This is a genomic window from Flavobacterium sp. LAR06 (assembly GCF_041946075.1).
In the GTDB taxonomy this organism is placed as follows: Bacteria; Bacteroidota; Bacteroidia; order Flavobacteriales; family Flavobacteriaceae; genus Flavobacterium.
Genome location: NZ_JAUTYT010000001.1, coordinates 311,501 through 334,996, shown reverse-complemented (window position 1 = coordinate 334,996; position 23,496 = coordinate 311,501). Strand labels below are relative to the sequence as shown.

Here is a 23,496-nt window from a genome sequence, read left to right as displayed (position 1 = left end):
TTACATAACTTATATGGTTTACAAAAACATAAAATATGCACTTTCTCTTTTAATGGTGTTGATAGCTTCAGCTTCGTTTGCGCAGGAAATTGTCGTGCACGATCCGGTAGTCATCAAACAAAAAGACACTTATTATTTGTATTGTACAGGCAACGGAATTAGTGTTTTTAGTTCCAAAGATTTAAAAAAATGGGATAAGCAGTCTCCCGTTTTTCCAGAAAAACCAGTTTGGGCAGATGGCGTTGCTGCCGATTTCAAAAACCATATTTGGGCACCGGATATTTCGTTTCATAACAATACTTACTATCTGTATTATTCCGTTTCGGCTTTTGCCAAAAATACATCGGCAATTGGTGTTGCGACAAATACAACATTAGATCCAAAAGATAAAAACTACAAATGGGTTGACCAGGGAATCGTTATTCAATCACAGCCCAACCGCGATATGTGGAATGCCATAGATCCGAATTTAATTTTTGACGAAAACAATATACCATGGTTATCCTTTGGTTCATTTTGGGAAGGATTAAAATTGGTAAAATTAAATCCGGATTTAAAATCGATTGCACAGCCTCAGGAATGGCACACAATTTCGAAACGCAAAAGAACTTTTGAATTGCCAGATTCTGATCCGGGAGATGGTGCATTAGAAGCTCCATTCATCTTTAAGAAAAACGGTTATTACTATCAATTTCTTTCTTGGGATTTATGCTGTCGCGGAGAAAAAAGCACTTATAAAGTTGTGGTTGGAAGATCAAAAAATGTAACCGGACCTTATGTGGATAAAGACGGAAAACCATTAAATGAAGGCGGAGGAAGTTTAGTAGTGCACGGCGACGAGAATTACTTTGGCGTAGGGCACAACAGCGCTTATACGTTTGATGGCAAAGATTATATTTTTTACCACGCTTACGAAAAGAAAACCAACGGAACACCAAGATTAGTTGTTAGAGAAATGCTTTGGGATGCCGATTTATGGCCCGTTTTAAAATAGAATATTCAATACAATGAAAAAATATAATTTTCCGATAATAGCGATTTTCATTTCACTGCTGATTTTGATTTCCTGTAAAGAAACCAAAAACAATGTTGTGCAGCCAAGTGATAAAACTTCGGTTTTAAAAGCGGGTTATCAAATTGAGCCGGTAAACATTCAAAATGTAAAATTATCGGATTCTTTCTGGCTGCCAATTATCAAAAGAGTACAGGAAATTACAATTGCTTATGCCATTCAGAAATGCAATGAAGAAGGTCGTTTTGAAAATTTTTTAATCGCAGGAAAACAAAAAACAGGAACAGTAAGAGGCGAAATGCCTTTTGATGATACAGATGTTTACAAAATTATTGAAGGCGCTTCGAATACATTGATCAGCGCGCCAAATCCAAAATTAGAACGTGTTTTAGATTCGTTGATTGCCATTGTAAAAATTGGTCAGGAAAAAGACGGATACTTAACAACCTGGAGAACCATAAATCCAGCAAAACCGCCATGTACCTGGGTTCCGGTTATTGAAGGAAAACGTTGGGAATCGTTACAAATTAGTCACGAATGTTACAATTCGGGACATTTAATAGAAGCTGCTGTCGTACATTATGAAGCTACAGGAAAAAGAAATTTCCTTGACATCGCCATCAAAAATGCCGATTTATTAGTAAAAACGTTTGGAGATGGCCCTGGTCAGGTAAAAGGTGTTCCGGGGCATCAAATTGTAGAGACAGGTTTGATCAAATTATATCAAATTACCGGAAAAGAAGATTATTTAAAACTGGCGAAATACTATTTAGACAATCGCGGTAATCCAAACAATCATAAATTATACGGAGAATATGCACAGGATCATATTCCGGTGGTACAGCAAAATGAAGTGGTAGGCCATGCCGTAAGAGCGGTTTATATGTACGCTGGAATGACCGATGTTGCTGCTATGACAAAAGACAAAGGCTATACCGACGCCATAAATAATTTATGGAATAATATGGTCAACAAGAAAATGTACATCACGGGCGGTATCGGATCAAGACATGACGGAGAAGCTTTTGGAGCGAATTACGAATTACCAAATCTGGCTGCTTACAACGAAACCTGCGCCGCAATTGGAGATGTGTATTGGAATCACAGATTGCATAATTTATCTGGAAATTCGAAATATTTTGATGTAATCGAAAGAACAATGTACAACGGATTAATCTCCGGAATTTCATTAGACGGAAAACAATTTTTCTACCCGAATGCCTTAGAGGCTGATGGTGTTTTCAAATCAAACAGAGGTTCTTGTACCCGACAGGCTTGGTTTGACTGTTCTTGCTGTCCGACGAATTTAATTCGTTTTATACCTTCAATTCCAGGATTGATTTACTCTAAATCAAATGATGTTTTGTATGTGAATTTATACGCTTCAAATAATGCTTCTTTCAAAGTTGGAAAAACCGATTTGCAGATTTCTCAGCAAACCGGATATCCTTGGAATGGAAAAGTAGTCCTTTCGGTTAACCCGAAAAAAGAAAGTCAGTTCACGATTAAACTTCGTGTTCCGGGCTGGGCAAGAAATGAAGTTTTGTCTGGCGATTTATATTCTTATAAAAAAGCATCAACTCAAAAAGCTTCTATTAATGTGAATGGCGAAACATTGGCGATTCAGCCACAAGAGGGTTATTTCGTTGTGACTAGAAATTGGAAAAAAGGAGATAAAATCAATCTTAATTTCCCAATGGAAGTTCAGGAAGTAGAAACCAATTCAAAAGTAGAAACCAACAAAAACAAAGTTTCATTAGAATATGGACCAATTGTTTACGCAGTCGAAGAAATTGACAACAAAACCAATTTCGATAAAATAAATGTAGCAGCCGGAGATATTTTCCAAGTAAAAAAAGAAACCAATTTATTGCAAGGCGTAAATGTAATTGAGAATTCAAAATTCAAAGCAATTCCATATTACAGCTGGTCAAATAGAGGTGTTGGAAAAATGAAAGTTTGGTTGGATTATAGAGAATAGAGTAAAGAAAATAGAGCCAAGAAGAAAGAATCAAGAAGAAAGAATCAAGAAAATGCCACAGATTAAAGGATTAAAAAGATTGTAGAAATCTGCTCAAATCTGCGTGAAAAAATATTCAAAAAAACAAATAAAAATCCGTTTTTATCCGCGTTTTCACTTTAGTGAATCAGTGTAATGCGCGTGCCATAAAAACACATTAATTATAAAAAAATGAAGTCCAATTTAATTACCAAAATTACCCTTTGCGGTTTATTGCTGAACGGCTTTTATGCATCGGCACAAAAAAATAATTTTCAGGTTGATGCTGCCAAAACAGTAACCAAAATTGAACCGACGATGTACGGAGTATTTTTTGAAGATATCAATTTTGCTGCTGATGGAGGTTTGTATGCCGAAATGATTAAAAACAGATCGTTCGAATTTCTGTTTCCAATGATGGGCTGGCAAGAACCCAACAGCGATCGTCATAAATTAAATCAGCAATCCGGAATTGCCACTGTAGTTCAGTATTCAAACCAAGGAACCAATCATAATTATTGCAGAGTTACGCTTAATGATGCCGGCGGTTATGAATTGATCAATGAAGGTTTTAGAGGAATGGGAATTAAAAAAGACCTCAAATACAATCTGTCTTTAAAAGCTTCAAAATTATCAGGAAACATTACCAAGATCAAGTTTCAATTTATAGATAAAGATAATAAAGTTTTAGGCGAAACTTCGATTGTTCCAACTTCAAAAGACTGGACTAATTATTCCACACAACTAACATCAATTGCTACAGAAGCTAAAGCAAAGCTGAAAATTACTTTTGAAGGAAGTGGAGTTATCGATTTGGATAATATTTCATTGTTTCCAGAAGATACTTGGAAAGGAAGAAAAAATGGCATGCGTGCTGATTTAGTACAATTATTATACGATTTGAAACCAGGATTTCTACGTTTTCCAGGCGGCTGTATTGTAGAAGGAAGAACTTTGGCAGAACGCTACCAATGGAAAAAATCAGTTGGAAAAGTCGAAGATAGAGAAACTGCTGTAAACCGTTGGAACATGGAATTTGCACATCGTCCGGCTCCAGACTATTTCCAGAGTTTTGGTTTAGGATTCTTTGAATATTTTCAACTTTCTGAGGATATTGGAGCTTCTCCATTGCCAATTTTAAGCTGTGGAATGGCTTGTCAATTCAACACAGGAGAATTGGTTCCGATGGATCAAATTGATCCTTATGTACAAGACGCTTTAGATCTAATTGAATTTGCAAACGGAGATTTAAATACCGCTTGGGGAAAAGTTAGAGCCGATATGGGCCATCCAAAACCATTTAATTTAAAATTCATTGGAGTTGGAAATGAGCAATGGGGACCAGATTATATTGAACGTTTCAAAGTATTTCAAAAAGCCATTAAAGCAAAATATCCAAACATTACGATTGTATCCGGAACAGGACCATTTCCTGACGGAGATTATTTTGATTACGGCATGAAAGAACTTAAAAAACTGAACGCAGAAATCGTTGACGAACATTATTATAAAGATCCGGCATGGTTCCGTAAAAATGTAACCCGTTACGATAATTACGACCGTAAAGGACCGAAGATTTTTGCAGGAGAATATGCAGCACAAAGTGTAGCAATCGCAAGTCCGGATAATAAAAACAACTGGGAATGTGCTTTTTCTGAAGCGGCATTTATGACCGGAATGGAGCGTAATGCTGAGGTTGTTCACCTGACTTCTTATGCGCCATTATTGGCTCACGTAGAAGGCTGGCAATGGACACCGGATATGATTTGGTTCAACAATTTACAGTCTTACGGAACGCCAAATTATTATGTTCAGAAATTGTTTTCTAACAATAAAGGAACCGATTTAATCAACATTACAAAAGACGGAAAAGCAGTTACGGGTCAAAACGATTTGTTTGCATCGGCAGTAAAAGATGTGAATTCCAAAGAAGTAATTCTGAAAATTGTGAACACTTCTGCAGCAACTCAAAATGTTTCAATTGATGTAAAAGGAGCAAAATTGGATACAAAAGGAACAGCAATAACTTTAAAAGGAGACGGAATAAATGATGAGAATTCTTTTGATGCTCCGACTAAAATTAGCCCGAAAGAAAGCGAATTTAAAGTAAGCGGAAGCAAAGTTCAATACTATTTTCCGGCTTACTCTGTTACTGTTTTGAAAATTAAGATGAAATAATCGCAACAGAATAAATGTAAAAGCTACGTTTATTTTTTGTTTTGACCTTAAATCCTTGTTTTGATGCATTATTTGTAAAAATTCAAGTGCCTGTTTTTATTAAGTGTTTATTGTACACTTATAAATGAATTATAATTATATTTGTCATTATTAAAAATGAATTTCGAATGAAAAATTACGTTATAGGATTGGACTACGGAACAGATTCTGTTCGAGCGGTGCTAATAGATACTGAAAATGGGCAGGAATTGGCATCAAATGTTTCTCATTACAAAAGATGGAAAAACAAACAATATTGTGACGCGTCGATAAATCAGTTTCGTCAGCATCCTTTAGATCATATTGAAGGTTTAGAAATTACGATTCAAACCGTTATAAAAGAAAGTAAAGTAGATCCTTCGCAAGTGCGTGGAATTTGTATTGATACAACCGGATCTTCTCCAGTGCCGGTTACAAAAGAAGGGATTCCGTTGGCTTTGACAAAAGGTTTTGAAGAAAATCCAAACGCTATGATGGTGTTGTGGAAAGACCATACTTCAATCAACGAAGCAAACGAAATCAATGAACTGGCAGTAAGCTGGGGCGGAGAAAACGTAACAAAATATGTAGGTGGAATTTATTCATCTGAATGGTTTTGGGCAAAAATTCTGCACATCGCCAGAGAAGATGAAGCGGTTCGAAATGCAGCGCATACCTGGATGGAGCACTGCGATTTAATGACGTATTTATTAATCGAAGATAAAGATTTAAAAACCTTCAAAAGAAGCCGTTGCGCTGCGGGTCACAAAGCTATGTGGCATGCAGACTGGAACGGACTTCCACCAGCTGAATTCTTAGAAAAACTACATCCGTATTTAGCGCAACTTCGTGGTAATTTATATGATGAAACCTATACCTCAGATTTAGTAGCCGGAAATTTAAGCAAAGAATGGGCAGACCGTTTAGGACTTTCTACAGACACAGTAATTGCTGTTGGAACATTCGACGCACATTCTGGAGCGGTTGGAGCAAAAATTGGAGAAAACACTTTAGTTCGTGTTATGGGAACTTCAACTTGTGATATTTTGGTGGGTTCTTATGATGAAGTGGGAACAAAAACCGTTCGCGGCATCTGCGGGCAGGTTGATGGATCTGTAATTCCAGGCTTTATTGGTCTTGAAGCAGGACAATCTGCTTTTGGAGATTTATTGGCCTGGTACAAAGAATTATTAATGTGGCCGACAGAACATTTATTGACTTCTTCAACAGTTTTAAATGAGGCTCAAAAAGAACAATTAAAAGAAGAATTCAGCGATAAATTAATCGTGGAATTAACTAAAGAAGCAGAGAAAATTCCAGTTTCAGAAAGTCTTCCAATTGCTTTAGACTGGATCAACGGAAGAAGAACGCCAGATGCTAATCAGGAAGTAAAAAGCGCGATATCCAATTTATCTTTAGGAACAAAAGCACCACATATTTTCAAAGCTTTAGTAAACGCAATTTGTTTTGGAGCGAAAAAAATCGTGGATCGTTTTGAAGAAGAGGGAGTAAAAATTGATAGCGTTATCGGAATTGGAGGCGTTGCCCGTAAATCTCCTTTTATCATGCAGACTTTGGCTAACGTTTTAAACAAGCCAATCAAAATTGCAGCATCAGATCAGACTCCTGCTTTAGGAGCAGCGATTTATGCAGCAGTTGCAGCCGGAATTTATCCAAACGTAATTGAAGCAAGCCAAAAAATCGGAAGTGATTTTGATGGAGAATATTTCCCTCAATTAGACAAAGTAGCAGCGTATAACAAATTGTTAATCGCTTACGATCAATTAAGTGCTTTTGAAGATCCAACTATAAAAACAGCAAAACATGAGTTCTCTTTATAAAGATTTAAAGCAAGAATGCTACGAAGCCAACATGCAGTTAAATGCATTGAATTTGGTAGTATACACTTTTGGAAATGTAAGTGCGGTGGACAGAAAAAACGGTGTTTTTGCCATCAAACCAAGCGGCGTTCCTTATGAAGATTTAAAACCGGAAGATATTGTTATCGTCGATTTTGACAACAACGTTATTGAAGGAACCATGCGTCCGTCATCAGATACAAAAACACACGCTTACTTATATAAAAACTGGCCAAATATTGGTGGTGTTGCGCATACACATGCGACTTATTCGGTTGCCTGGGCACAGTCGCAACAGGATATTCCAATTTTTGGAACAACACACGCAGACCATTTAACCGCCGATATTCCTTGCGCGCCTCCAATGGCAGATTCGCTAATCGAAGGTAACTACGAACACAATACCGGAATTCAGATTTTGGATTGCTTCAAAGAAAAAAATCTTTCTTACGAAGAAGTAGAAATGATTCTGATTGGAAATCACGGTCCATTCGCCTGGGGAAAAAATGCTGCAAAAGCAGTGTACAACAGTAAGGTTTTAGAAGTCGTAGCCGAAATGGCCTATTTGACTTTACAAATAAACCCGAACGCACCAAGATTAAAAGATTCTCTAATAAAGAAACATTACAACCGCAAGCACGGAAAAGATTCGTATTACGGACAATAATTTAAGATAAAAGAAGAAAGAATAAAGAGCAAAGATTTTAAGCAATTCAAAACTTGAAACCTGAAACTTGAAACAAAATAAACAAAACAAAATGATTGATATATCTCAAAAAGAAGTATGGTTTGTAGTAGGAAGCCAGGAATTATACGGTGAAGAAACTTTAAGAAAAGTAGCGGAACATTCTCAAATAATTGCAAAAGGATTAGATGGAGCGTCTAATATTCCAGTAAAAGTGGTTTATAAAGATGTGGTAAAATCGCCTTCTCAAATTTTAGATGTTTGTTTGGCTGCAAATTCGGCTAAAAACTGTATCGGAATTATTGCCTGGATGCACACTTTTTCGCCAGCTAAAATGTGGATCGGCGGATTAAGTATCTTGAAAAAACCATTATGTCATTTACATACACAATACAATGCTGAAATTCCGTGGGGAACTATTGACATGGATTTCATGAATTTGAATCAATCGGCACACGGAGATCGTGAATTTGGTTTTATCATGTCAAGAATGCGCAAAAAACGCAAAGTGGTTGTTGGACATTGGGAAGACGAAAGAGTTCAGAAAAAATTAGGTATCTGGACAAGAGTAGCTTTAGGATGGGATGAACTTCAAAACTTAAAAGTAGCTCGTATTGGAGACAATATGCGTGAAGTTGCCGTTACAGAAGGAGATAAAGTAGAAGCTCAAATTCGTTTCGGAATGTCAGTGAACGGATTCGATTCATCAGATGTAACCAAATATATTGAGAAAGTTACAGACAAAGAATTAAATGATTTATTGGCTGTTTACGAACAATCTTATACTTTGACTGATGCTTTAAAAGAAGGCGGAGCGCAAAGAAGTTCATTAGCGGAAGCTGCAAAAATTGAATTAGGGTTAAGAGCTTTCCTTGAAGAAGGAGGTTTTGGCGCTTTTACAGATACGTTTGAAAATTTAGGTGTTTGGAAACAATTGCCTGGAATTGCAACACAAAGATTAATGGCTGATGGTTATGGTTTTGGTGGAGAAGGAGACTGGAAAACAGCTGCAATGGTTCGTGCATTAAAAGTAATGAACGTGGGTCTTGAAGGAGGAACTTCTTTCATGGAAGATTACACGTACCATTTCACACCTCAAAAATCATATGTTTTAGGATCTCATATGTTGGAAATTTGTCCATCAATTGCTGACGGAAAACCTTCTTGTGAAGTGCATCCTTTAGGAATTGGAGGAAAAGAAGATCCGGCTCGTTTGGTATTTAATTCACCAGCTGGAGATGCCATCAATGTTTCTTTGGTAGATATGGGAACTCGTTTCCGTTTAATCGTGAATGAAGTTACAGCGATTAAACCAATGGCTGAGTTACCAAAATTACCGGTTGCAAGAGTTTTATGGGATTGTAAACCAAACCTTGACATTGCTGCAACGGCCTGGATTTTAGCAGGAGGAGCGCATCACACGGTTTATAGCCAATCAATCACAACTGAATACATGGAAGATTTTGCTGATATCGCCGGAATCGAATTATTAGTAATTGATGAAAAAACGACCGTAAGAGACTTTAAAGATAGAATCAATGCAAATGAAGCATATTTTCATTTGTTTCAACACGGCCTTTAAGCCAGTAAAATGTAATTTGTAAGATGTAAAATGTGAAAAAACTTAAAAAGGTAATTTTTACATTTATAAAATGATTAAATTTCACGTCTAACATTTTACTTCTAACATTTAACTTTTTACAAACCAAAAAATTATCATTTATGAATGTATTAAAACGTTGTATTTTTGGAATAAGCCTTATGAGTTTGGCCGCAATTTCAGTTCAATGCAAAAGCGATAAAAAAATGGATGCTACAACAGTTTCGTCAGACGAAAAAGCTACAGTTACAATTGAAAAATCTTCTTACGGAACAACCGCCAAAGGAGAAAAAGTGGACAGTTATAAACTGAAAAACCAAAATGGGATGGAAGTTGACATCATCACTTTTGGTGGAAGAATTACAGATTTAAAAGTACCAAATAAAGAAGGCGTTTCTGAAAATGTAGTAATCGGATTTGATAATTTGGCACAATACAAAAAAGAAAATCCATTTTTTGGAGCTTTGATCGGAAGATACGGAAACCGAATTGCTAAAGGAAAATTCACTTTAGACGAGAAAGAATATCAATTGGCTATAAACAATGCACCAAATGCATTGCACGGTGGGCCACAAGGATATTTTAATGTGGTTTGGAAAGCAGATGAAGCAAAATCCGGAGATGCGGCAACTTTAAAATTATCTTACTTAAGCAAAGATATGGAAGAAGGTTATCCCGGAAATCTGAAAGTTTTTGTGACTTATACATTGACTAATGATAATCAATTAGAAGTATTATATGAAGCTACGACAGATAAGAAAACGGTTGTGAATCTAACGCAGCATTCTTATTTCAATTTATCAGGAGATTTTACAAAAACAATCTTAGATCATGAATTGACTTTGAATGCAGATAAATTAGTTCCGGTTGATGCGACTTTAATTCCGACAGGAAAATTAGATGATGTTGCCAATACACCTTTCGATTTCAGAACTCCAAAATTAATTGGAAAAGACATCGACGTTAAAAACGAACAATTAGAAAGAGGAAAAGGATACGATCACTGCTGGGTATTGAACAATCCTGAAAAAGGAAAAACAATCATTGCAAAAGTGTATCACGCAGCAAGTGGAAGAGTTATGGAAATGACAACAGACGAACCTGGAATTCAGTTTTACTCTGGAAACTTCCTTGACGGAACTTTACCAAATCCTAAAGGCGGAACCTTCGCACACAGAACAGGTTTGTGTTTAGAAACAGAACATTATCCTGATTCTCCAAATCAGAAAAATTTCCCAACAACGGTTTTAAACCCGGGAGAAAATTATAAAACTAAAACTACTTTTAAATTCTCTGTAAAAAAATAGTTTTAGGATTTTGTTTATTAGTTTAGTAATTCTCTAAGAAACCTCGAAAGTTATGCTTTCGAGGTTTTTTATTTATAAATAATTAAGACAAATGAGTATAAAATCGATCTTGTTAATTCGTGCAATTTTTTCTTACATTTGGGTGATAACTATCAAAAACAAAACGCTTACTTATGAAAAACCCAATTAAATTATTACTTCTGTTATTAACCTATTTCCTATGTGCAATAGGAAATGCTCAGGTTCAGATGAATTTTAAATTTGACACGCCTTATGGTAAAAATACTGCTGTTGGAAAATTTGCTGAAATCAATGGAGCTAAAATCTATTATGAAGAATATGGAAAAGGGGAACCATTATTATTGATTCATGGAAATGGAGGAAATATTGAATCAATGGGAAATCAGATCGATTACTTTAAAAGTAAATACAGAGTTATCGTTGCTGATAGCAGAGGTCAAGGTAAATCGGAGTTGAAAACGGATTCGTTGACATACGTTCAGATTGCAAAAGATACAGAGGAATTAGTTAATCGATTGAAACTAGATTCGATAAATATTATTGGATGGAGTGATGGAGGAATTGTGGGTTTGCAAATGGGTATTTCAGGTAAATCAAAAATAAAGAAAATTGTGGCAATGGGGGCAAATTTAAGACCTGATTCTACGGCAATTTATTCGTGGGCTGTAAAAGATGTTCAGAACATGAAAAAAATGGTTGCTTTAAAAATTAAAGAGAAAGACACTAGTGAGAATTGGAATGTACTAAAACAGCTTGCCGGGCTTTTGGTAGATCAACCTAGTATTGCAACTAAAGATTTATCAAAAATTAAAGCAAAAGTGCTTATAATAGCTGGAGATAGAGACGTAATCAGAAATGAGCATACGGTAGAAATTTCCGAAAATATACCTAAAGCACAGTTATGTATTATGCCTGGAGAAACCCATTTTGCACCGGCTTCAAGTCCGGAAGTATTTAATGCATTAGCAAATAAGTTTTTATCAGAACCGTTTAAAAGACCAGATTCGGATTGGACTAAGTGGGGTAAATAAAAACAGACTTAAAGCTTTATTTTCCTGACAGCTTCGCGATTTTGCGAGATTAATCTGTCGCAACCTTTAAAATCTTAACTTAGCAAAATGAAACATCTTTTTAAAGCAGAAGCAAAATGGACTTCAGATCAAATTCAGGAAGATTCAACGAAGAGATTTTACAGCAAAAGCCATAAAATTATAATTGAAGGAAAACCTGTTTTAAATGTTTCGGCAGCAAAAACTTTCAAAGGTGATCCCGAATGTATAATCCGGAAGATTTATTGTTGAGCAGTTTGGTTTCGTGCCATATGATGTCCTATCTATATGTGTGCTCCCAAAACGGAATAGAAGTTTTAGAATATTCAGACAATGCCGAAGCAATGCTCGAAGTTACTGCAGATGGAAGCGGGCGTTTTGTTGCCGTTCAATTAAATCCAAAAGTAAAAATCTCAAATTCGGATCAAATTGAATTGGCAATTGAACTTCATAAGAAAGCAAACAAACTGTGTTTTATTGCTAATTCATGCAATTTTGCGGTTCTGCATAATGCGAGTTGTGAGGTTTTCAAGATGTAAATTATTTAAGTTTATGTATTACAAGACATTAAATAATTAGGTAAATTAGGTATAAAAATGTAGCTTTTTATTTGCATATCCATTCGTTTGGTTATTTTTACTCAAAAAAACCAAAACCTATTTATGAAAAAAAAAATATTAATTATTTTATTGTTTTGTTACACTTTTACTAATGCACAAGTTGAATTTGAAAAAGGATATTTTATTTCAAATGATGGAAAAAAAACGGAATGCTTTATAAGAAATTTAGATTGGATGAATACTCCAACAAATTTCAAATATAAAATACAGCTTGCCGATTCGGAGATTAAAACCGAAAGTATCGAAACCACACAAGAATTTAGCATTGATAGCGAATGCAAATACAAAAGATTTAAAGTGAAAATAGATCGTGCAAATGACGATCAAAAGGAAATTAGCGGAGACAGAAATCCAAAATGGGAGGAAGCAATAGTATTTCTAAAGGTCCTAGTAGAAGGCGACGCAACTTTATATAGTTATACTGAAGCCACTGATAATAAATTCTTTTATTCTACACAAACAATTGCAACCGAGGAATTAGTACGTGTCAGTTATCTTAAAAATGGAGAAAGCGCTGGATATATAACGCAGCTTTCAAACAATGTTAAATCATCAAATATAACAGACAAGGACAGTCAAAATCTTAATTACAAAAAGTCTGATCTTATTAAATATTTTACAAAATACAATAACATTCAGCCTGTTGCCGATAAAAATAAGGATACGAAAGCGAGCAAAAAACTATTTTTTGTTAAAGTAACACCAGGAGTAAGTCTTGTTTCGGTATCTGCAAAAAACACTAATAATTCAAATTTTAATGTTGATTTTGACAATAAAATGGTTTTCAAGATAGGAGCCGAATTAGAATATGTATTTCCTTTTAATAAAAATAAATGGAGTTTATTTGTAAATCCAACATATCAAAAATACACGAATGAAAAAGATTATGTAGCTCGTAGTCAAAGCGTTATATATCCTGAGATTCCGTATAATGTAAAAATAAATTACAGCTCCATACAATTGCCACTTGGTTTAAGGCATTATATGTTTTTAAATCAAAATTCAAAAATTTTCATAAATGCATTATATTCATTTGAAATAAGTGGCAATACTAAAATAACCTATACTAATATGACTCCGGGAAGTATTAGTAAAGCAAATTTTGAAAGCCACTCAGATACCAATCTTGCTTTTGGTTTAGGATATAGTTTTAAAAATAAATTTACAGTCGAAGCAAGATTTAATACCAAAAAAGAATTAATGGAGTACCAAATTTATTCGGTTAGGTATAATGCGATAGATTTTATATTTGGTTATACTCTTTTTTAGTATAATCAAAACGTTTTATTTTCATAGCAACTGAGGTGATTTTTTAAATACTTCAGTTGCTTTTTTATTTATCGAAACGAAAAAATTTTGAAAATGATGGTTTTCTAATTACGCAACGAATGAAGTAATCGATGTTATTGAGTTAAGTTTAAGAGGAGTTAAAACCAAAAAAACCTCTTCTTTCGAAGAGGTTTTTGTACCCGGAGCCGGAGTCGAACCGGCACGGTTTCCCACAGGTGTTTGAGACCAGCGCGTCTACCAATTCCGCCATCCGGGCTTAGCAGACGAAAAAATAACTAATAAATCAGTTATTTTAACGCAATAGAATAAGTAATTATGATGTCATAACTGTGCTTATTCCTTTAACACGGTGCAAATGTAAAAAATAAAATTAAATGTTCTACTAAAAATACTTAAATTTTTCCTTTCAGTGTCCAATAAATTTTCTAAATTTGCACCTCGTTAAAACGAAGCACACACAACTAACTACACCCGAGGCATTTATACACGTTTTGTTTTACCCAAAGAGGTTAAGCCGAATTGTACAGAGCGCAGCGAGTAAAAACAACAAATTATAATGTCGCACCTAGAACCAGAAGCTAAAATTTTTGCTTGTTCACAAAGTGTCTATCTTGCAGAAAAGATTGCCGAACAATACGGAATTCCGTTAGGCAAAGTAACGATGTCAACGTATAGTGATGGAGAATTTCAACCATCTTACGAAGAGTCAATAAGAGGATTACGCGTTTTTATCGTGTGTTCAACTTTTCCATCTGCCGATAATTTGATGGAATTGTTACTAATGATCGATGCAGCAAAACGCGCATCAGCAAGACATATTACAGCTGTTATGCCATATTTTGGTTGGGCAAGACAGGATAGAAAAGACAAACCAAGAGTTCCGATTGGAGCAAAGCTAGTAGCTAATTTACTAACTGCTGCAGGAGCAACAAGAATCATGACAATGGATTTGCACGCAGATCAAATTCAGGGATTCTTTGAAAAACCAGTAGATCATTTATTTGCATCTACAATCTTTTTGCCATACGTGCAGAGTTTAAATCTAGAAAATTTAACCATTGCATCACCAGACATGGGAGGTTCAAAAAGAGCATATGCTTACTCTAAGTTTTTAGAATCAGATGTAGTGATCTGTTACAAACAAAGAAAAGCAGCGAACGTTATTGACACCATGGAACTGATTGGTGAAGTAAAAGGTCGTAACGTAATACTAGTAGACGACATGATCGATACCGGTGGAACATTAGCGAAAGCGGCAGATTTAATGATCGAAAAAGGAGCATTAAGCGTTAGAGCAATTTGTACACACGCTATTTTATCAGGTGGCGCTTATGAAAAAATTGAAAACTCAAAATTGAGCGAATTAATAGTTACCGATTCAATCCCATTAAAGAAAGAATCAAACAAAATTAGAGTAGTGAGTTGTGCACCTCTTTTTGCTGAAGTTATGCACATGGTGCACCACAACAATTCCATTAGTGGAAAATTCATAATGTAAAAGCAATATGCTTTAGGCTTTAAGCCATAAGCTATTTCACTATTACAAAAAAAGCCTAAAGCCTACGGCCTAAGCTTAAAGCAAATTAGAATATTTATTAATAACTATATTTTTTTTACAATGAAATCGATTACAATTAAAGGATCAGAAAGAGAAAGCGTGGGCAAAGTGTCAACTAAAGCCTTACGTAATGCTGGAGCGGTTCCTTGCGTGTTATACGGAGGAAATCAGGCAGTACATTTCTCAGCGGACGCTGCGGCATTCAAAAACTTGGTTTACACTCCAAACGCACACACAGTTGTGATTGAGCTTGGAAAAGGAAAATCATTCAATGCAATTTTGCAAGACATTCAGGTTCACCCGGTATCTGATAAAATTTTACACATTGACTTCTTCCAATTATTTGATGATAAAGAAATCACTATGGAAGTTCCTGTAAAAATCGTTGGTACATCTAAAGGTGTTCTTGCAGGTGGTGTTTTACGTTTAAACACTCGTAAATTAAAAGTTAAAGCTTTACCTAAAAATCTTCCTGATTTTGTTGAAGCTGACATTACTCCACTTGAAATGGGTAACAAATTGTATGTTACTAAAGTTGGACAACCAGAATACAAAGTAATGCACCCAGACAACACTGTTGTTGCTCAGGTAAGAATTTCTCGTGCTGCTATGAAAGCTGCTCAAGAAGCTGCAAAAGCTGCAAAAGCTCCTGCAAAAGGAAAGAAAAAATAATTTTTTTTCAACTCAATACAAAAAGCATCAATCGAAAGATTGGTGCTTTTTTTTTAGATGCTAAGTTGCTAAGGTTCTGGGATGCTAAGGTTAAAAGCATGGCGAACAACTTTATGTAAAACAATAGCAAACCTTTCGGTTAAGAATAATTATCTAATTGACGCATTTCCTAATTATCTAATTTTTTAAAAGCAGACACTTTCAGGTTTTTCAAAACGTGACATTTCTGCCATCAGCTATATCTTTTCCTGGCTAAAGAAGCCAGAAAAAGGATGCCGCTGCTGTCAGGGCTAGCAAGAGCGATTCATTTCTATAAGAAAGAGGTTCAAAGTACAAAGAGACAAAGGTGCAAAGTAAATCTGTATCGATCAGTTCAAATCCCTGTCATCCGTGTTATTATTAATAGTGAACCTTGCGCAAGCCCTTGCGAACTTTGCGGTTAAGGACAATACAAATCAAATTATCTAATCAACCAATTGCCATATTCCCTAATTAAGTTTATTTTTGCATCATGATAAAATGGATGACAAAACTGTTTTCATCAACACAAAAAGAAGAGAACATAGACAATATGAAACCGGAGGTTCACGAACACCCAAAAAACAATATAAAAAGCGTGAGTAAAAAATATTTAATCGTAGGACTAGGTAATATCGGTGCCGAATACGTAAATACAAGACACAACATCGGATTTAAAGTCCTTGATTTTTTTGCCAAAAAAGAAAGCCTTTCTTTTGAAACTGTAAAGTTGGGAGCACTTGCCGAATATAAATTTAAAGGAAGAACCTTTTTTCTGCTTAAGCCAAACACCTACATGAATTTAAGCGGTAAAGCCGTAAAATACTGGATGGACAAAGAAAATATTCCTTTAGAGAACATTCTGGTTATTACAGATGATTTAAACTTGTCATTCGGAACTATCAGAATCAAACCAAAAGGGAGCGACGGCGGTCATAACGGACTAAAAAACATCAATCTTGTTTTAAATACGCAACAGTATACCCGTTTCAGATTTGGTATTAGCGATCAGTTCAAAAAAGGACAACAAGTTGACTACGTTTTAGGCGATTGGGATGAAGAAGAAAAAGCAAAGTTGCCGGAACGTTTAGAAGTCTCTTCAGAAATTATTAAGACATTCGGAACCGCCGGATTAGAAAATACCATGACTACTTTTAATGGAAAATAAAGATTTACAAGTATTTAGGTCTCAAAAAATCAGATTATCAATTAATTAAATTGAATAATAACGAAATAGTATTTTCTATTCCAAAGTTAAATGTTTAAATTTGGAATAAATTATTATAAACCATAAAATCATAATATCATGGCTTTTGAACTACCACAATTACCTTATGCATATGACGCATTAGAACCACATATTGATGCACGCACAATGGAGATTCACCATACTAAGCATCATAATGCATATACTACAAATCTTAATGCAGCTATTGCAGGAACAGATTTGGAAGGAAAAACAATCGAAAATATCTTAATCAACTTAGATAAATCAAACGCTGCAGTTCGCAACAATGGTGGAGGTTTCTACAACCACAATTTATTCTGGACTGTAATGACTCCAAACGGTGGTGGATTACCAACAGGTGATTTGTTAGCTGCAATTGAGTCTTCTTTTGGGACTTTTGAAGAGTTTAAAGCAAAATTTGCTAAAGCCGGTGCTACACAATTTGGTTCAGGATGGGCTTGGTTAACAGTGCAAAAAGGAGGTAAATTAGAAGTTGTAGGTACTCCAAATCAAGATAATCCATTAATGCCAGAAGTTGCTGGTAACGGTGGAACTCCAATCTTAGGAATGGACGTTTGGGAGCATGCGTACTACTTAAACTACCAAAACAGAAGACCAGATTATATCGAAGCTTTCTTCAGTGTAATCAACTGGACAGAAGTTGCAAGAAGATATGCTTTAGACAAATAGTCTTTTTAAGAGATAATAGAATAAAGAGTAAAGAAAAAAGACGGATGGCACAAGCTATCCGTCTTTTTTTGTTATATAGTTTTAAACTATGTTCAACAATCTTTACTCTTTGTTCTATTTTCTTTCCTCTAGAAATAAAAATAAAAAAGGCGGAATCTCTTCCGCCTTTTTTGCCCCAAATCTACCATAAACTTAACCTACTAATGTTATGGTTTAGTAAATGTATGGCAGTTGTATTTATATAGAAAATTTTTCAGACGAACGGCAAATAAATCCGATTAAGTAAGAAGAGGAATGAGAATAGAATAAAGAATATAGAATAAAGACATAGAGAAAATAAAAAAGACGGATGGCCTGATGGCTGTCCGTCTTTGTTGTTGTCTATAAAAGTATGTTCAACAATCTTTCTTCTTTTCTCTTTGTTGTCATATAGTTTGAGCTACGCGTAAAATCTTTACTCTGGAAGAAAAATAAAAAAGGTGGAATCTCTTCCACCTTTTTTGCCCCAAATCTACCATAAACTTAACCTACTAATGTTATGGTTTAGTAAATGTATGGTAGTTGTATTTATTTTAAAAACTTTATAGACGAAAGGTAAATATATCCGATTAAGTGTGTTAAAATAGCCTTAAAGTACTAGTTTTCACTTTATTCCAATAAAAAAGGTGGAATTGCTTCCACCCTTTTTGCCCCAAATCTACCATAAACTTAACCTACTAATGTTATGGTCTTCCAAAAGTAATTTAGCATTTCGGTTTTGCCAAACATATAGGATGAACGGCAAAAAAAACCGATGAAATGCACATTTTAACCTTTTGTTAATACTTTTAGTACGCTCTTGCGTCTTTTCCTTCGTAGAAATTCATAAAAGCACGGTTCACTACACGATTTCCTCCAGGGGTAGGATAATCTCCTGTAAAGTACCAGTCTCCTAAATTTTTTGGACATGCAATATGTAAATCTTCTACTTTTTGGAATATTATTTTTACTTCAGCGTTAATTTCAGGTGAACTTAACATTTCTGCAATTTTATCTGAGATTTCTTCCGGTGTAAATTGATCGTAGATTGCAGTTACATAATTGACAACATCAGTATCTAAATAGTTCTCCTGAGCTTTACATTTAGCGTAAACTTCGTCTACGATATGATATAGATTTCTTTCTTTTAATAAAGCTAAAGCTGCTCTAAAAGCAACAAGACCTTCCAGCTTTGCCATATCAATTCCGTAACAGTCAGGATAACGAATTTGTGGTGCAGATGAAACAATTACAATACGTTTTGGTTTCAAACGATCCATCATTTTAATGATACTCATTTTAAGAGTTGTACCACGAACAATACTGTCGTCAATAATAACTAAATTGTCAGTTGGTTTTATTACGCCGTAAGTAACGTCGTAAACGTGAGCCACTAAATCATCACGGCTGCTGTCTTCTGTAATAAAGGTTCTAAGCTTAGCATCTTTAATAGCCACTTTCTCCGTACGGATTTTTACCGCCAATAACTCCTGAAGTGTTTCGGCTGTAAGTGTATTTCTGTTTTCTAAGATATAATTGTTCTTTCTCTGATTTAAGAAATCCTGAGCGGCTTCAACTAAACCGTAAAAAGATGTTTCGGCTGTATTCGGGATATAAGAGAAAACAGTATTATCTGTATCGCTATCAATTGATTTAAGAACAGCAGGTAAAATTAGTTTTCCTAAATCTTTACGTTCCTGATAAATTTCAGCGTCACTTCCTCTTGAGAAATAAATTCTTTCAAAAGAACATGCTTTCTTAACAGTCGGTTCTAAAATTTGTTGCATTGAAACTTTTCCGCTTTTCTTGATAATCAAAGCATTTCCCGGATCAATTTCCTGAACACTTTCAAAAGGTACATTAAATACAGTTTGAATAACGGGTCTTTCAGAAGCAACAACAACTACTTCGTCATCCTGATAATAATAAGCGGGACGAATTCCGGCAGGATCTCTAAATACAAAAGCGTCACCATGACCTAGCAAACCTGCCATTGCATAACCTCCGTCTAAATTTTTTGCTGAACGGGCTAATATTTTTGCAATATCCAAACGATCTGCGATCACAGGAGAAGCTTCTCTTTTAGAATAACCTTCAGCTTTGCAGTCTTGGTACAATTGCATTACTTCTTTGTCTAAGAAGTGACCAATTTTCTCCATTACCGTAACAGTATCTGCCATTTCTTTTGGATGCTGTCCAAGTTCTACTAAATTTTCGAAAAGCTCCTTAACATTTGTCATGTTAAAGTTACCGGCCAAAATCAAATTACGGTGCATCCAGTTACTTTGACGTAAAAATGGGTGTACACTTTCAATGCTGTTTTTTCCGAAAGTTCCGTAACGTACATGTCCTAAAAACAATTCTCCAATATAGGGAATCTCTGATTTAAGTTTAGCTACATCGTCAGTAATTTCAGGACGGGCAGTCAATTCCTCATTGATACGATCGTTGATCTGTTTGAAAACATCCTGAATTGGTTGTGCGTGATTCGAACGAACTCTGCTGATATAACGTTGTCCTGGCTCAACATCTAATTTAATGCTTGCAAATCCGGCACCATCCTGACCACGGTTGTGCTGCTTCTCCATCATCAGATACATTTTTTGTATCCCGTAAAAAGCAGTTCCGTATTTCTCTTTGTAATATTCAAGCGGTTTAAGAAGTCTAACTAAGGCTATACCACATTCGTGTTTTAAAGCGTCGCTCATTGTGTTTTGTATTTTGTGTTGTTGTAAGTTGTGTGTATTAACGTAATAAAAAAAGCCCCGTGTTATCGAGGCTTTCGGGCATTATATTTCTATGTCAAACTGAGTTAACGACTTAAATTGCTGTAATCGAATCGCTACTTCTGCTTTGCTTAATGTTTCCATCCTTTCGGTTCCAAATTTCTCCACACAAAATGAAGCTAAATTAGAACCGTAAATAATGGCATTTTTCATATTGTTAAAAGAGATGTTTTCACTTTGTGCAATGAATCCTGAGAATCCACCTGCGAAAGTGTCTCCAGCTCCTGTTGGATCAAAAACTTCTTCTAATGGTAATGCTGGTGCAAAGAATACTTCTCTGTTATGGAATAAAAGCGCTCCGTGTTCTCCTTTTTTGATCACCACATATTTTGGTCCCATGTCCTGGATTTTAGCTGCTGCTTTTACTAATGAATATTCTCCTGAAAGTTGTCTTGCTTCTTCATCATTAATAGTAATAACGTCTACACGTTTAATTACGTCCAATAATTCTGGAAGAGCGCAGTCCATCCAAAAGTTCATAGTGTCTAAAACTACTAATTTTGGTTTTTTCTCCATTTGATCTAAAACACTGCTTTGTACTAACGGATGTAAGTTTCCTAACATCACAACATCAGCGTCTTTATAATTTTGAGGAACTTTTGGCTGAAAATCTGCCAAAACGTTTAATTCAGTTACAAGAGTATCTCTAGAGTTTAAATCGTTGTGGTATAAACCGCTCCAGAAAAAAGTTTTTCCACCTTTTACAATTTCGATACCAGAGATATCAATATTTTTTGAAGTTAAAAGATCTAAATGTTCTTGAGGAAAATCGTCGCCAACTACAGAAACGATGGCCGATTGCAAGTTAAAAAAGGATGCTGATAAACCAATGTACGTTGCAGCACCACCTAATATTTTATCTGTTTTTCCGAAAGGAGTTTCAATCGCGTCGAAAGCAACCGTTCCAACAATCAATAATTTATTCATTTTATGAATTTCGAATTAGGGTGCAAAGATACTTCATAAGTTGCAATATTGCAACGGTTTAAGTTCTCAAAATTTTCTTAAAAAAACAATATCGATTTCGGGTCTAATTATATTGTAAATGAATGAATTATATTTTGTTTTGTGGAGTGCTTAAAATATGTTTTTTGGTTTTAAATTGCAAGTTTTATTTTCGAAAAAAGCTTTGAATGTTTTTGATTAGATTTGTGTAAATATCAAATCATATTCATGAAGAAAATTTCAATCATATTAATATTGTTTTGCTTTCTAATTTCCTGTGAAAAGAAGAAACCTAATTTTTCAAAAGAAATGATTAATGTTTTGGCTGATCGTGGAGAAATTCAGGATAATGGGGTAGTAAAATTACCGCCACCTCCTGTTACATTTTTAAATATTTATATTAGGATAAATGATAACGAAATTCTTTTAAGTAGTAGTAGGGAATTGTTGTTCTTTTATAAAGATTATTATTCTACAAAATTTGATTCATATGAAGACTTTTTAGATACTGTTTTAAACCAGAATTTTGTTTTAGATAAAAAAATGTTGAAAAAGCCAACTTATTTGGAAAGCTTTAAACTAAACTCAAATACAGAAAAAGAATATGCGGATTTAGGTTTTGACAGCTTTTTGAAAAAGTATTCGAAAGAAACAGTTGCAAAAAGATTAGCTCTAAACCGGAAAATTGTAAAAGAAGGCGAATACTCAACTATAGTTTATATTTTATTTAAAAATGGTTATGACATAAGTTCAGATTGCTATTTAGGAATCGATTATATTCGAAAAAGAGAAGATTCATTCAAATAATAATTTACAACTGATACTTTTTATCAAAATACTTCTTCAATAATCTTCCGAACTAAAACAATAAAAGGAACAACTAATAAAGTTTTTGAAATATGAATTTCAAAAACAATTGCCGAAATTTTATCAGTGTAGGATTTTCCTATTTCTAAATTGCTCTGAGTTCTTTAAAAGAATAAGTGTTTCTTTTTCCGATTAAAACAGGAAGATTTTCTTGCGTATGATTCTTCAATTTATTTTATATTTTTAATCCAATTGATCGCATCTTTCATAGGTTCTTCAGAGTCTGAAAATGCTGTATTGTGTCCTAAATTTGGAAACAATTTATAGTCATAATTTTTTCCTTTAGATTTTAAGATATCAAGATATTCGATTGATAGCTTAACGGGAACCTGAATGTCTTTGCCTCCAAAAATCCAGATTCCTGGAATTGATAATTTAGAAAGAATATCATTGGGATTTGTGTCAATAAACTCATATTTGTCTGGGTCATGGAAAACATGTTTTCTTGTATCTTCCTCAGAGTGTGTATTCCAAAAATTTATATCTCCATTTGTATAAAATTGGAATCTCAATTGTTCTTTAACCGTTATAAGAGCACCACTAAATAGGGTCATAAATTTGACTTTTTTATTTTTCTCTGCAGTCAATGGAATTATCCATCCAGCTTGACTGCCCCCTATTAAACCTATGCGTATTTGATCATTTGATAAATGTTTGGATAAAGTATTTACAGCAGCACTGGCATCTAAAGACAAAAGATTTAGATTTGAGAAATCAACATTGTTAGTTCCTACTTCAGGTCCTGCATATACACCGGCTGATTCTCCGACTCCACGTTTATCATAGGTTAAAACTGCAATTCCATTGTTGGCCAGGATTGTAGCAAAGTTTGTCATTCTTTTTTCTTGTCCGGATCCATGAACAATCACAACGGCAGCCTGTACGTTGTTAGGTGTAAAAATAGTTCCGGCGAGTGAAATTCCTTCACTAACAAATTTTATTTCCTTTGTAGTAAAGTTTGGTGGGATTGCTGATGCATAACTAGTAACAAAAAACAGCAACATTAAGGCATAATATATGCCTGTTTTTTTTGCTCTTAGCATGTGTTTAAAAATGGCTGTTTTATTTTTCATTTT

17 protein-coding genes, 1 tRNA gene and 1 pseudogene are annotated in these 23,496 nt (G+C 34.7%); 15 read left to right on the top strand and 4 right to left on the bottom strand.

The features are described from left to right. Positions 1 to 13 precede the first annotated feature (13 nt). The 10 genes and pseudogenes from Q7C23_RS01470 to Q7C23_RS01425 all read left to right on the top strand — a co-directional run bounded on the left by Q7C23_RS01470 (position 14) and on the right by Q7C23_RS01425 (position 13,617). Positions 14 to 994 carry an arabinan endo-1,5-alpha-L-arabinosidase gene (locus Q7C23_RS01470; RefSeq protein ID WP_375030849.1) on the top strand — a complete coding sequence of 327 codons (981 nt, stop codon included), beginning with the start codon at positions 14 to 16 and terminating at the stop codon, positions 992 to 994. A 13-nt stretch (positions 995 to 1,007) separates the two neighbouring features. Continuing rightward, the gene (locus tag Q7C23_RS01465) at positions 1,008 to 2,993 is read left to right on the top strand and encodes a glycoside hydrolase family 127 protein (RefSeq protein WP_375030848.1); all 1,986 of its coding nucleotides are present in this window, start codon (positions 1,008 to 1,010) and stop codon (positions 2,991 to 2,993) included. Positions 2,994 to 3,203: 210 nt separating this feature from the next. Continuing rightward, entirely contained in the window at positions 3,204 to 5,189 is a 1,986-nt protein-coding gene (locus Q7C23_RS01460) for an alpha-L-arabinofuranosidase C-terminal domain-containing protein (RefSeq protein ID WP_375030847.1), read from the top strand. 167 nt (positions 5,190 to 5,356) lie between these two features. After that, positions 5,357 to 7,048, top strand: a complete 1,692-nt coding sequence (locus tag Q7C23_RS01455; protein WP_375030846.1) for a ribulokinase — start codon at positions 5,357 to 5,359, stop codon at positions 7,046 to 7,048. After that, on the top strand, positions 7,032 to 7,733 hold the full coding sequence (locus tag Q7C23_RS01450) for an L-ribulose-5-phosphate 4-epimerase (RefSeq protein ID WP_026982501.1): 702 nt from the start codon (positions 7,032 to 7,034) through the stop codon (positions 7,731 to 7,733). The genes Q7C23_RS01455 and Q7C23_RS01450 overlap by 17 nt, the downstream gene beginning before the upstream one ends. 91 nt (positions 7,734 to 7,824) lie before the next feature. Next, complete coding sequence (gene araA, locus Q7C23_RS01445) at positions 7,825 to 9,333, top strand: L-arabinose isomerase (protein WP_375030845.1); 1,509 nt, start codon at positions 7,825 to 7,827, stop codon at positions 9,331 to 9,333. A 140-nt stretch (positions 9,334 to 9,473) separates the two neighbouring features. Beyond that, positions 9,474 to 10,658 (top strand): aldose epimerase family protein, encoded by a 1,185-nt coding sequence (locus Q7C23_RS01440; RefSeq protein WP_375030844.1) that lies wholly within the window; start codon positions 9,474 to 9,476, stop codon positions 10,656 to 10,658. A gap of 173 nt (positions 10,659 to 10,831) precedes the next feature. Then, entirely contained in the window at positions 10,832 to 11,710 is an 879-nt protein-coding gene (locus tag Q7C23_RS01435) for an alpha/beta fold hydrolase (RefSeq protein ID WP_375030843.1), read from the top strand. Positions 11,711 to 11,797: 87 nt separating this feature from the next. Then, positions 11,798 to 12,267 (top strand): annotated as a pseudogene (locus tag Q7C23_RS01430) (OsmC family protein). Positions 12,268 to 12,390: 123 nt separating this feature from the next. Beyond that, on the top strand, positions 12,391 to 13,617 hold the full coding sequence (locus Q7C23_RS01425; RefSeq protein ID WP_375030842.1) for an outer membrane beta-barrel protein: 1,227 nt from the start codon (positions 12,391 to 12,393) through the stop codon (positions 13,615 to 13,617). 197 nt (positions 13,618 to 13,814) lie between these two features. On the opposite strand, the gene Q7C23_RS01420 is transcribed toward Q7C23_RS01425, so the two are convergent. Beyond that, positions 13,815 to 13,894: transfer RNA gene (locus tag Q7C23_RS01420), tRNA-Leu, on the bottom strand. A 300-nt stretch (positions 13,895 to 14,194) separates the two neighbouring features. On the opposite strand from Q7C23_RS01420, the gene Q7C23_RS01415 reads away from it, so the two are divergent. From Q7C23_RS01415 to Q7C23_RS01400, 4 genes are all read left to right on the top strand, one after another. Then, the gene (locus Q7C23_RS01415; protein WP_026982505.1) at positions 14,195 to 15,136 is read left to right on the top strand and encodes a ribose-phosphate pyrophosphokinase; all 942 of its coding nucleotides are present in this window, start codon (positions 14,195 to 14,197) and stop codon (positions 15,134 to 15,136) included. Between the two features lie 120 nt (positions 15,137 to 15,256). Beyond that, entirely contained in the window at positions 15,257 to 15,868 is a 612-nt protein-coding gene (locus Q7C23_RS01410; RefSeq protein WP_056206997.1) for a 50S ribosomal protein L25/general stress protein Ctc, read from the top strand. Between the two features lie 511 nt (positions 15,869 to 16,379). Next, the gene (pth, locus tag Q7C23_RS01405) at positions 16,380 to 17,054 is read left to right on the top strand and encodes an aminoacyl-tRNA hydrolase (protein ID WP_375030841.1); all 675 of its coding nucleotides are present in this window, start codon (positions 16,380 to 16,382) and stop codon (positions 17,052 to 17,054) included. A gap of 138 nt (positions 17,055 to 17,192) precedes the next feature. After that, on the top strand, positions 17,193 to 17,804 hold the full coding sequence (locus Q7C23_RS01400; RefSeq protein WP_072970126.1) for a superoxide dismutase: 612 nt from the start codon (positions 17,193 to 17,195) through the stop codon (positions 17,802 to 17,804). A gap of 827 nt (positions 17,805 to 18,631) precedes the next feature. Here the strand turns inward: Q7C23_RS01400 and Q7C23_RS01395 are convergent. Together Q7C23_RS01395 and Q7C23_RS01390 are read right to left on the bottom strand one after the other, a co-directional pair. Further along, entirely contained in the window at positions 18,632 to 20,530 is a 1,899-nt protein-coding gene (locus tag Q7C23_RS01395) for an amidophosphoribosyltransferase (RefSeq protein WP_375030840.1), read from the bottom strand. Between the two features lie 81 nt (positions 20,531 to 20,611). Beyond that, the gene (locus tag Q7C23_RS01390) at positions 20,612 to 21,535 is read right to left on the bottom strand and encodes a PfkB family carbohydrate kinase (protein ID WP_375030839.1); all 924 of its coding nucleotides are present in this window, start codon (positions 21,533 to 21,535) and stop codon (positions 20,612 to 20,614) included. Between the two features lie 246 nt (positions 21,536 to 21,781). On the opposite strand from Q7C23_RS01390, the gene Q7C23_RS01385 reads away from it, so the two are divergent. Next, on the top strand, positions 21,782 to 22,360 hold the full coding sequence (locus Q7C23_RS01385; RefSeq protein WP_375030838.1) for a hypothetical protein: 579 nt from the start codon (positions 21,782 to 21,784) through the stop codon (positions 22,358 to 22,360). A 230-nt stretch (positions 22,361 to 22,590) separates the two neighbouring features. On the opposite strand, the gene Q7C23_RS01380 is transcribed toward Q7C23_RS01385, so the two are convergent. Beyond that, the gene (locus Q7C23_RS01380; protein ID WP_375030837.1) at positions 22,591 to 23,493 is read right to left on the bottom strand and encodes an alpha/beta hydrolase family protein; all 903 of its coding nucleotides are present in this window, start codon (positions 23,491 to 23,493) and stop codon (positions 22,591 to 22,593) included. Between the last annotated feature and the right edge of the window lie 3 nt (positions 23,494 to 23,496).